Origin of the sequence: Neptuniibacter caesariensis (assembly GCF_000153345.1) — a bacterium.
GTDB classification, from domain to species: Bacteria; Pseudomonadota; Gammaproteobacteria; order Pseudomonadales; family Balneatricaceae; genus Neptuniibacter; species Neptuniibacter caesariensis.
The window spans coordinates 664,795-675,307 of sequence record NZ_CH724125.1; the positions used below are offsets into that span (position 1 = coordinate 664,795).

The 10,513-nt window shown below is 47.1% G+C and carries 15 protein-coding genes; all 15 read left to right on the forward strand.

Annotation, left to right across the window (positions count from 1 at the left end):
* The coding region (locus tag MED92_RS19065; RefSeq protein ID WP_007020058.1) for a DUF3450 family protein at positions 1-289 on the forward strand (289 nt) is incomplete at its 5' end.
* A gap of 2 nt (positions 290-291) precedes the next feature.
* On the forward strand, positions 292-1,674 hold the full coding sequence (locus MED92_RS03285) for a MotA/TolQ/ExbB proton channel family protein (RefSeq protein ID WP_007020059.1): 1,383 nt from the start codon (positions 292-294) through the stop codon (positions 1,672-1,674).
* A gap of 85 nt (positions 1,675-1,759) precedes the next feature.
* Positions 1,760-2,179: a MotA/TolQ/ExbB proton channel family protein gene (locus MED92_RS03290; protein WP_162010848.1), complete on the forward strand. Its 420-nt coding sequence runs from the start codon at positions 1,760-1,762 to the stop codon at positions 2,177-2,179.
* Positions 2,179-2,589, forward strand: coding sequence for an ExbD/TolR family protein (locus MED92_RS03295; protein WP_007020061.1), 411 nt, complete (start codon positions 2,179-2,181; stop codon positions 2,587-2,589). Before MED92_RS03290 ends, MED92_RS03295 begins: the two co-directional genes overlap by 1 nt.
* Positions 2,589-3,233: an energy transducer TonB gene (locus MED92_RS03300; protein ID WP_007020062.1), complete on the forward strand. Its 645-nt coding sequence runs from the start codon at positions 2,589-2,591 to the stop codon at positions 3,231-3,233. The genes MED92_RS03295 and MED92_RS03300 overlap by 1 nt, the downstream gene beginning before the upstream one ends.
* Before the next feature lie 11 nt (positions 3,234-3,244).
* Positions 3,245-4,450, forward strand: coding sequence for a tetratricopeptide repeat protein (locus MED92_RS03305; protein ID WP_154715133.1), 1,206 nt, complete (start codon positions 3,245-3,247; stop codon positions 4,448-4,450).
* Between the two features lie 5 nt (positions 4,451-4,455).
* Positions 4,456-5,181, forward strand: a complete 726-nt coding sequence (locus MED92_RS03310) for a response regulator transcription factor (RefSeq protein ID WP_007020064.1) — start codon at positions 4,456-4,458, stop codon at positions 5,179-5,181.
* On the forward strand, positions 5,178-6,530 hold the full coding sequence (locus MED92_RS03315) for an ATP-binding protein (RefSeq protein ID WP_007020065.1): 1,353 nt from the start codon (positions 5,178-5,180) through the stop codon (positions 6,528-6,530). The genes MED92_RS03310 and MED92_RS03315 overlap by 4 nt, the downstream gene beginning before the upstream one ends.
* Before the next feature lie 93 nt (positions 6,531-6,623).
* The gene (locus tag MED92_RS03320) at positions 6,624-7,265 is read left to right on the forward strand and encodes a PepSY-associated TM helix domain-containing protein (protein ID WP_007020066.1); all 642 of its coding nucleotides are present in this window, start codon (positions 6,624-6,626) and stop codon (positions 7,263-7,265) included.
* 2 nt (positions 7,266-7,267) lie between these two features.
* The gene (locus tag MED92_RS03325; protein WP_007020067.1) at positions 7,268-7,780 is read left to right on the forward strand and encodes a DUF2271 domain-containing protein; all 513 of its coding nucleotides are present in this window, start codon (positions 7,268-7,270) and stop codon (positions 7,778-7,780) included.
* A complete protein-coding gene (locus MED92_RS03330; protein WP_007020068.1) occupies positions 7,770-8,603 on the forward strand; it encodes a DUF4198 domain-containing protein in 834 nt (277 codons plus the stop codon). Before MED92_RS03325 ends, MED92_RS03330 begins: the two co-directional genes overlap by 11 nt.
* On the forward strand, positions 8,603-8,911 hold the full coding sequence (locus MED92_RS03335; protein WP_007020069.1) for a hypothetical protein: 309 nt from the start codon (positions 8,603-8,605) through the stop codon (positions 8,909-8,911). The genes MED92_RS03330 and MED92_RS03335 overlap by 1 nt, the downstream gene beginning before the upstream one ends.
* On the forward strand, positions 8,898-9,428 hold the full coding sequence (locus MED92_RS18380; protein WP_007020070.1) for a DUF6162 family protein: 531 nt from the start codon (positions 8,898-8,900) through the stop codon (positions 9,426-9,428). The genes MED92_RS03335 and MED92_RS18380 overlap by 14 nt, the downstream gene beginning before the upstream one ends.
* Positions 9,421-10,350: a metal ABC transporter solute-binding protein, Zn/Mn family gene (locus tag MED92_RS03345; RefSeq protein ID WP_007020071.1), complete on the forward strand. Its 930-nt coding sequence runs from the start codon at positions 9,421-9,423 to the stop codon at positions 10,348-10,350. Before MED92_RS18380 ends, MED92_RS03345 begins: the two co-directional genes overlap by 8 nt.
* A 17-nt stretch (positions 10,351-10,367) precedes the next feature.
* Positions 10,368-10,513: ATP-binding cassette domain-containing protein (locus MED92_RS19390; RefSeq protein ID WP_420170114.1), on the forward strand; the 146-nt coding region annotated here is incomplete at its 3' end.

A 10,513-nucleotide genomic window follows, 5' to 3' on the forward strand; every position in this document is an offset into this window, starting at 1 on the left:
TCTTGAGGCTTATTCGGTTGAGGTTCAGTACGGTCGAACCTTTGAGGCATATCGGGGTTCTCTTGCTCAAAATAATGACCAGCAGGTGTTGTTCCTCAGGTTAGGTCGGGCTGCGCTCTACTATCAGACCTTGAGTGGGCATCAGAGTGGAATGTGGGAACCAGCAGATCGAGACTGGGTGACGCTATCTGAAACACAGAATCTCGAATTGACTAAGGCGATTCAGATCGCCCAGCAGCAACAAGTTCCGACGTTGCTCAACCTACCTTTACCTGAGCTGGAGCGTTAATAATGAAGAAGACTCTATCTATTCTGGCGTTCTCAGCGATATCGGCAATGTTTGCCGGCTCAGTTGTTGCTGAATCGACTCCGCTTCAGGGGCTGCTGAATGATGTTCAGACGATTCGTAGTAATGATGCGCAGATTAACCGTCAACGAGAAGCAGAATTCAACGCAGATCTGTTAAAGCAGAAACGGCTGTTAGTTCAGAGCCGAGAGCGACTGGAAACTGCTGAAGCAGAGCGTGAACGGCTAAAGGCTGAGTTTGATAATAACGATCTGCAACTGGCTGAGCTTGAGTCAACACTCCAGCAGCGCTCAGGCCAGCTAGGTGAAGTGTTTGGTGTTGCCAAGGAAGTGGCCTCTGAATTGAACCCTATGCTGCAGGACTCTATGACGAGTGCTGATTATCCGAGCCGCGATAAAGAGTTGGCATTTGCGGATTCTAAGCGCGTGCCAGAGTTGGCTGACCTGCAAAGTCTCTGGTTCCAGTTGCAGCAAGAGATGATTGCGAGCGGTGAAATTAAACAATTTACGGCACCTGTCATCAACGTTAATGGAGAAGTTGCTGATAGTAAGGTGCTGCGTATTGGTACCTTTGCTGCAGCAACTGACGATGGCAAGTTTCTTAGCTGGGATATTGCTGAGCAATCACTGGCTGTGCTGCCGACTCAGCCTTCTAGCTCATCTCAAGAGGCGGTTATAGCCTATCAGCAAGGGCAAAAAGTTGATGTGTTGGTTGACCCTAGCCGAGGCCAGCTATTTGGCTTACTGGACCGAATGCCCAAGTTGATGGAACGAATACATCAGGGCGGTGAAGTTGGCTATTTGATCATAGCGCTGGGGGTTATTGGGTTGTTAGTTGCAGTCTTTCAAATGGTCAATATGACGCTGACCGAATACAGGGTTAAGCGTCAGTTGCTGAAGCCTACCCAGCTTATGGACAGCAACCCATTAGGTAGAGTGCTGAAAGCGGTCAGTAGTGGTCGCATGGGGCTGGAGCAGTTAGAGCTGAAAGTTGATGAATCAATATTAAAAGAAGTTCCAAAGATAGAACGTGGTCAGAGCATCATCAAATTGCTCGCTGCGGTGGCGCCACTGTTAGGTCTATTAGGTACGGTTATCGGTATGATCGCTACCTTTCAGAGTATCACTCTGTTTGGGACCAGTGACCCAAAACTGATGGCCGGAGGGATCTCTCAGGCCTTAATGACAACCGTACTGGGATTAGTCGTAGCCATTCCTTTATTGTTCTGCCACAGCTATTTATCAAGCCGAAGCCGCCGAATTACACAGGTGCTTCAGGAGAAAAGTCTTGGCTTATTGGCCAGCGATTCTTTAGCCGTTGCTGAAGCGGTAAACAAGAACCCTGAGAGTAGTGCTCATGCTGCCTAGTCTTCATGATTGGATCTTTGCTCTGGGACAGTTCTTTCAAACCGGGGGTTGGGTTTTATATCTCATCCTCTGGGTGGGCTTTTTAATGTTTACGCTAATACTAGAGCGTTTTAGTTATCGCTTTTGGACTTACCCGCAGCAGAAAAAACAAGTCCTGTCTGATATGTCCTTAGAAAGCTCTTTTGCCAAGCGCATTAGCCGACTTTGTGATCTGGATTTGGCTCTAAACGGCCAATTTCAAATGATCAAAAATCTCATCATGCTATGCCCGCTGATCGGTTTGCTGGGGACAGTAACAGGGATGATTCAGGTCTTTGACAGTTTAGCGCTGTATGGAACCGGCAATCCAAGAATGATGGCAGCGGGTGTGGCCAGTGCGACATTCCCAACGATGACGGGTATGGCCGTCGCAGTGGCTGGCTTGCTGTTCTATAACCGATTATCCCGTTGGTCAGAAAGTGAAAGAAACAATCTCAGATTAGCGCTGAATGAAGGAGCCTGTTAATGCGTCAAAGAATACTGCTTTCGCAACAGCAGGAAGATGCTGAAATTAATATGACGCCGATGCTGGATGTCGTATTCATCATGCTGATCTTTTTTATTGTCTCAACGTCATTTGTGCGTGAGTCAGGCATTGATGTAAACCGCCCATCTGCGGAGACCAGTGAATCAAAAACGAAAACTGCCGTCATGGTGGCTATCTCTGCGGAAAATGAGATCTGGGTCGATCGAAAGCCGGTTGATGTACGGATGGTTCGTCCGGCAATTGAGCGGTTAAAGAGCGAGCAATCTGAGATCAATATCGTGATTCAGGCGGATGAGTCGGCCACTACGGGACAGTTGGTTAAGGTAATCGATCAGCTGCGTATGGCTAAGGTTCAATATACGGTCGCAACTCAGGCTGGGGCCAAGTAATGCTGCGTTTAGCGATCATAACGCCAGCAGGGCTATTGTTGGCTCTGCTATTGTTCTATGCCCTGGCGATGGTGTCCGGCATAGGCGCACGTGTTGAACCGGGTAGGGATTTGACCCCGGATTTGAACTTCCTGATGGTTCGCCAGGAATCAGCTTTGGAGCTACGTAAGCGCGAATTGCCTCCGGAGCCTGAAGATATTGTTCCTCAGCAGCAGCCGAAGATGCCTCAGTTACAGCAGCAGGTTTCTGCAATGGTGAATTCGCCGATGCCGACAGTCAACGTCCCGGATATTGATGTGGGAGTCCAAGTCGCGTTGTCACCCTCGTTGAACAATCTTGCAGTACCGGTCCCTGAATTAGCTTTTGATGCAAACCCGACTGCGTTAACTCAAGTACCTCCTTCTTACCCGCAGCGTGCTTTGCGTCGCAAGTTGGAGGGAAGCGTTATGGTTGAATTTTTGGTAACAGAAGCAGGAACAGTTAAACCGGGTTCTATTAAAGTAGTTAAATCCACGCCGCCTGGGGTTTTTGATAAGGCAGTTATCAGAGCGATTCAGCGTTGGCGCTTCAAGACGCGCACAGTTGATGGTAAGCCAGTGCCATTCAAAGCTCGTCAAGAGCTAGAGTTTAAACTTGAGAATTAATCGGAGAATAAATGATGCGAGCATTTCTCTCAGTTTTTTTATTTGTCCTTTGCCTGAATGCTAATGGCGCATCTAAGGCTTTATCGCAAGCAGAGTATAAATTGCTGACTTCAGCACATGCTTTGATGGAAACAGGCCAGTGGGTCACGGCGCAGCAGCAGCTTGAAGCCGCTCAGCCAAAAATGCGTTCTGATTATGCTAAGGCTTTGCTGGCTCATAATCTCGCTCAGGTTTCACTACAACGAGAGCGCTACAAATCTGCGATAAAGCACCTCTTGACCGCGCAATCGTTAAAAGCGTTGCCTGAAAATCAGCAGATCAATATTTTGCATACCTTAGGGCAGTTGCACTGTATGGAAGAGGCGTGGAAAAAGTGCACCTTCTATTTGTCTGATTGGATGAAAACAGCGCCGGGTGATGTCCGCGCGAATGATCATCTGCTGATAGCGCAGGCCTATTCGCAGTTAGAAAAATGGCATTCTGTTTTGCCGCACATTGGTAAAGCCATCGCTCAGAGGAATATTGCCCCAGAAAATTGGTACCAGCTAAAAATTGCGGCTCATATCAACCTGAAACAGTGGAAAAGTGCCGCAAAAGTTCAGCAAGTGCTTGTTAAAAACTATTCAACTAAGGCGCAGCACTGGCGTCAGTTAGTGTCGTTGCATATGCAAGCAGGGGATCGTAAAGCTGCGTTGGCAACACAACGTCTGGGCTACCAAAGAAAACTGCTAAGAAATGGGAAGGACCATAAGCTCCTGGCGCAACTGTTACTTAGTCATAGTATTCCGTTCCACGCAGGAGAGGTTATGGCCGCAGGCCTTAAACGTGGCGTGTTAAAAGCCGATCGAAGGAACCTTGAACTACTCGGTACGGCTTGGATACAGGCCAAAGAAAATGATAAGGCTGTCAAGGTCATGGAGAGACTCTACAGGGTTTTGCCAACAGAGAAAAATGCTCAACGTTTGGCGCAGGCGCAATTGCAGGCAGAGCAATGGCACGGGGCTGAAAAAACCTTACTTCATGCACTTAGGAGTAAGCCGAAAAAACCTGCCACTTTACAGTTAATGCTGGGTATAGCGCGCATCAATTTGAAGCATTATCCGGGGGCACGTGATGCTCTGGTCGAGGCGGGTAGTCATGGCCAGCATAAAACGGCGGTCAATAACTGGCTTCGATATCTGGATCAGATGGATGCAGCAACAGAGCAGCGGGGATAACCACCATGAATAGTGCAGTTTTGTCTTTAACGGCTCAAAAGAGCGTTATCCCTGCGCGTATCCTCCTTATTGAAGATGATAGGGAAGTCAGTAACTCAATCGCTGAAATCCTCAGTAAAAAAGGTTATCACACCGTTCAAAGCTATAACGGTCGAGAAGGATTAGTGACAGCGATTAATCAACAGTTTCATCTGATCCTGCTGGATAAGATGCTGCCAGAGCTGGATGGGTTAGAGCTGTTGCATCGTTTGCGTAAATATCGTGACACACCTGTTGTGATGTTGTCTGCTTGTGGAGCTGAACAGGATCGTATTGATGGGTTTAGCAGTGGTGCTGATGATTACCTGCCCAAGCCTTTTAATATGACCGAGCTGCTCTTTCGGATTGAAGCGTTGCTGCGAAGAAGTATGAGTAGTGCTAAGTCAGAAACCTGTATGGGGCAGATCAAAGATGGAACCATCTGCCTTGATACTAAGAATAAATGTCTGGCTTCTTCTGACGGCGATATTGAACTGACGCCGATAGAGTATGAATTGTTGAAAACGTTTCTCACGCATAAAGATGAAGTGCTGAGTAAACCTTATCTATACCAGTTGATTTTGAGCAAGCCCTTTAGCCGGTATGATCGAAGCCTGGATATGCATATCAGTAACCTTCGTTCGAAAATGGCGCCGTTAGTCGAGACCCATAAGATCAAGACAATTAGAGGGCAGGGGTATTGCTATCAATGAGTAGGCGCCTGTTTTGGCAACTGAGTGTCAGTTTGCTTGCTGTTTCCCTGCTTATCTTTTCCAGCCTGCATCACCTCTCCGATAAGTTAACTGTCCAACTGACTGAGATTACGCCAGATAACCAGTCGGTTCTAAGGCAGTTGGCTGTAAGGGCAGAAAAAGATATGGCGGTTGGCGATAGAGAGGATCTGTTGGCTTTAGCGCTTGAAGTGAAAGCGCAATATGGTACCTGGGCAGCGGTAGTCCTATCTGATAACACCATCATTTCTAGCTCCCCCATCCCAAAACACCTAAGGGTAAAGCTCGGTTTTCAACGTCATGTCTATTGGCCTGTACATGAATTTATGACGGATGTCTTAGTTGGCATTCCGTTTTCTGATAATTCGGCATCATTCGTAATCGAACTTCCCAGAGAGATGTTTCCGAAGACAAACACTGAGTTAATTCATAACCTGCTTACGATCATTATCCCATCTTTTTTAATGATGCTGTTCTGTTTACTGGCCTATCGTTACCTGATGAAGCCGCTGGACGCTTTACATAAGGGTGCGCTTAAGCTTGCTGAAGGTGATCTGTCTGCAAGGGTGCTGCCTGATATACCCGACAATAGACGTGATGAATTAACCCAGGTCGCCAGCTCGTTTGACAGTATGGCCAGCAGGATTGAGCGTTTAGTGAACTCTCAGCGCCAGCTTCTGGGAGATCTTTCCCATGAGCTGCGTACGCCACTGACTCGTTTGGAGTTAGCCCTGGATATTTGTCGTGAAGAAAAGGGCTGTGCAGACGATTTATTACCGCGCTTAGAGCGTGAGATCGGGCAGATGCATCACCTGGTAGAAGACGCTTTGATGCTGGCCTGGCTTGATGGTGATCCAACTATGGAGCTTAAAGATCATTTTAATCTGGCAACGCTATTGGAGCTGATCATCGAAGATGCAGAATTCGAGTACCCGAGCTCAAAAATTGCACGTGATTTTGATACTCAGCTGCCTGTTTCTGGATCATCACAGCAGGCACTATCTCAAGCAATCGAAAACATTCTACGTAATGCGCTGAAGTATTCGCCTCAGGGAGCGCCGGTTGAGGTTGCTTGTTTTAGCGTCGATGACTACTACCAGATTGTGATTAGTGATAGTGGTCCTGGTGTGGATGCTTGTCAGTTGCAGAAAATTTTTGAGCCTTTCTATCGTACAGATAAAGCCAGATCGAGGGAGGTTGGCGGTTTTGGCCTTGGTTTAGCATTATGCCAGCGACAAATTAACGCAGTAGGCGGGAAAATTTTTGCAGAGAATGGCAAACGGGGTGGTTTGCAGGTCTCAATAATGCTCCCGCAGCAATCCGCTTTGTAAAAAATGTAATTTTATTTGTCGCTGTCGCTCTGAATAATTACCTTAATGCTTCTAGTTCGCAATTGTATTTAAGACTTATCTGGCGTTTGCCTTATGAACCAAACCGTAATTTCACAAAGCAGGCAAACGAAGAAAAAAGCCTCTAGTAAGCTTGCCCGTACTCTGCACGTATATACCTCCATGGTCATGTTACTGATCATGCTGTTTTTTACGCTGACCGGAATCACGCTAAACCACAGGGATTGGTTTTCGTCTTCTGAGGGGCCTCAGCAGCTAACGCTCCATCTTCCGGATGAGCTAGGGATCGAGAGAAAGTGGATGCTGACGCCGATAGAGCAAGGTAATCAAGTGCGCGTTTGGTTGCGAAATAACTATGCGGTTTATGGCAACCAGGTGAACTTTGAATGGGAAGAGGATGAGCGGCTCATGGTCATTGATGTAAAGCGTCCTGGCGGATATAGCATCGCGGAAGTTGATCTGGAAGCTCAGGAAATTTTGTTAGAGATACAAAATTATGGAGCCGTCGCAACACTCAATGATCTTCATATGGGGCGTTATTCAGGAAGCCTTTGGAGCTTGTTCATCGATTTATCTGCTTTGGCGATGCTGCTCTTTACCTTAACAGGGCTTTGGTTAGTGATGCCGCAAAAGAAAAAAAGAAACAAATTGTTATCTATGTCGCTGCTAGGTACAGCGATTATGACCAGTGCGTATATCTGGGTGTTTTTAGGATAAGTATGGCGAAATTTATTAAATCAGTGGTCATGGTTGGTCTGCTCTCAGGTAGTGCTTTATTGCATGCAGATCAGGTCAGTATCAGTTTTGAATTGCCACAAATTGCAGTTGCTAAGTATCAGCGTCCCTTTGTGGCGGTTTGGGTTGAACAAAAGGGGCAACGCAAGGCGTTAGACATAGTCGGTGTGTGGTACGACGACAAAAAGTGGTTGAAAGATATTCGTCGCTGGTGGCGCCAGGCTGGCCGTTATGACCAGGAACTTGATGGAGTAACTGGAGCGACTAAACCACCCGGAAGCTATGAGCTTATTTGGGATGGAAAAGATAAGCAGGGTAATGACGTCAGCGGTGAAGTGACTTTATACCTTGAGGCTGTTCGAGAGCACGGCAACCGTACGTTATTAAAGCAAAAAATAAATCTAGGATCTGGTGCTAAGCAAAGTTATGAGCTGACAGCTGGTGATGAGATTGGACCGGTACGAATTCTGGTGGGAGATAGCAAGAATGCTGAATAATTTAAAAACCGTTTTGAAAGGATGTGTAGTTGCAGGTGTTATTGGCGTTACTGGCCTCGCTCAAGCTCACCCGGTGTGGATTCTTCCAAGTGAATTCAGCCTTTCTACCGAAAAAGATAAGGGAGAATGGATCACAGTGGATGTGAGCGCATCGCACAACTACTTTGGTGCAGATAAGAGTGTTGCGTTAGATAACTTTTTTGTTCTGGCTCCGGATGGAGATCGCTCACCTATCGCAAGCTATTTTAAGGGCCAGCGTCGCAGTGTTTTTGATCATTTTATTGATCAATCGGGCACCTACAAAATCGAAGGCAAGCGCCCGACGTTCTATTTCACAAGTTATAAGTCGGGAAAGCGCGATACCCCGAAACGTATGTTTGCCAATAAAGAAGAAGCGAAATCCCGCCTGCCTAAAAATGCACGTGATGTTTCAACTCTGCTGATCGATCTGAAAACCGTTTCCTACATTACAAATAATGCACCAACGGATGACGTTCTGGCGACCAAAGGCAAAGGACTGGAGCTGAAGCCGCTTACTCACCCTAACGATATAGTCGTCGGTGAAGAGGTTGAATTTGTAATGCTGCTGGATGGTAAGCCAGTTGCAGATGTTGAGGCGGAAGTCACACCCGGTGGCACTAAGTACCGTAGCGAGCGCGGTGCAATTGAGATTAAGACGGCTGCGGATGGAAAAATTACATTTACCCCCGAGCAGGCGGGGCCATGGTTGTTTGGCGCAGACTTAAAAACACCAGTTGATTCCCCACTGGCGGATTACCAGCTATCTATTCGGTTTATGAGCTTCGAGGTGCTACCCGAGTAATGCGAAACCAGATAAAGCTTATGTGGGCTGCAGGTCTTTTGACCTGTAGCCCTTTTCTGTTTGCACACTACCCAATGATGGAGTGTGCTCAACAAGCGCAGCAGATCGAGTGTCGGGTTGGCTTTAGCGATGGCTCAAAAGCTGTTGGAAAACCCGTTCGCCTCTATGACTATGATGAAAACCTGCTGTTAGAACAAAAAGCGGATCATCGCTCTCTTGTCAGCTTCTCTGCACCTGAAGGGGAGTTCTACATCCAATTTGATTCAGGGCACGAATTCCCCGTTGAGGTAGATTATGGAGAGCTCTGATTCTATTAAGACGGGATTGATAGACAAGCGAATCGTCATCATTGAAAAGGTTATTCCTGATGATGGCCGCAGAGAGAGTCTTTGGTTAATTAGTTCAATTGCCATAATACTCTTCTTCGCAGCGATTACGCTCCATTACAACCGGGCTGATAAAGTCGAACCGGCCAGGCATCTGGAGTTGGGTATTACCGGAAAAGCGGTATTAACCGCCCTGCGCAATGCAGGTGATGAAATACAATTTATGATGGAACAGCCAGATAGCTTCCCTTCAGTAAAAGAATTGATTGAAGCGGAGGTTCCTCCCTTTGTTGATAACACCGGGGCGTTCGCAAGCTATCAATGGTCGATTTTGAATAATCGCTGCTATTTAGGGACGCCTGCGGATTCCGACCATCCAGAATTCTTACTCTTTGCTGATTCTGACCACCCTCATATTTATTGGCGCTATGACCGTTCAACCGCTGTCGATTGTTCAACGACGACACACTGGCAATCGGAGCAACATCACCATGATTAAATCACTGTTCAGTTTTTTATTGCTGCTAAGTTCTCAGTTTTCTATCGCAGCAAATCATGAGCCGCTTAGGGTAGGTATCACCCTGCACCCTTATCACGCCTATGTCGCCAATATTGTTAAAGACCGGGCAGAAATTATTCCTTTGGTTGACGCTGGCTTTAATCCTCATAGTTATGAATTACAGCCGGCGGATCTTAAACGCCTGATGACCATGGATGCGCTGGTGGTTAATGGCATTGGGCACGATGAGTTTGCCTTCAGAGCGCTTGAAGCACTGGAAGCACAAAACTCAAAACTAGGCACTGACATCAAAGTGATTGAGGCTAATAAGGATGTGCCATTGCTAGCCGCTGAAAATACAGTAGGTGCCTGGAACCCGCACACTTTTGTATCGATCAGTGCAGCCATTCGTCAGGTGTATACCATTGCCAAAGAACTGGGTGAACTGGACCCGGATAATGCGCGTTTTTATAAGAAAAACGCGGTGAGTTATGCCCGCGAATTACGTAAATTAAAAAATAGATACACTCAGCAATTGCTTGGGCTGGATCTCAGCGGAATTCGGATTGCCAGCACCCATAACGCTTATGGTTATTTTTTGCAGGAATTCGGCATAGGCATCGATACGGTGATTGAACCCGCCCATGGGGTGGAACCCAGTGCCAGCCAGCTTCAGGCAACGATCGACCGGATTCGCGCAGCCGATGTTCAGATCTTGTTTACTGAGCTGAATATGGATTATCGCTATGTGGCTACGGTGGAAAAGGCGACGGGGATTCGGCTGTTTCATTTCTCACATCTGACCTTTGGCGAATACGATGCAGACTTGGTTTATCGCGAGATGGAACTGAATCTGGAAACCCTCGTGAAAGCGCTGAATTCAGTGCTAAACCAATCGCTCGCTGATAAAGGGGATGCTTAATGGGACCTGCTATCAGTATGAACAACCTGAGCCTTGCCATTGGCGGTAATCAAATTCTTGCACCTCTTTCCGCGGAGCTAGAAGCAGGGCAGCTTCATTTACTCATAGGCCCTAATGGGGCCGGGAAAACCTCGCTTCTGAAATCGATGTTAGGGCTGACACC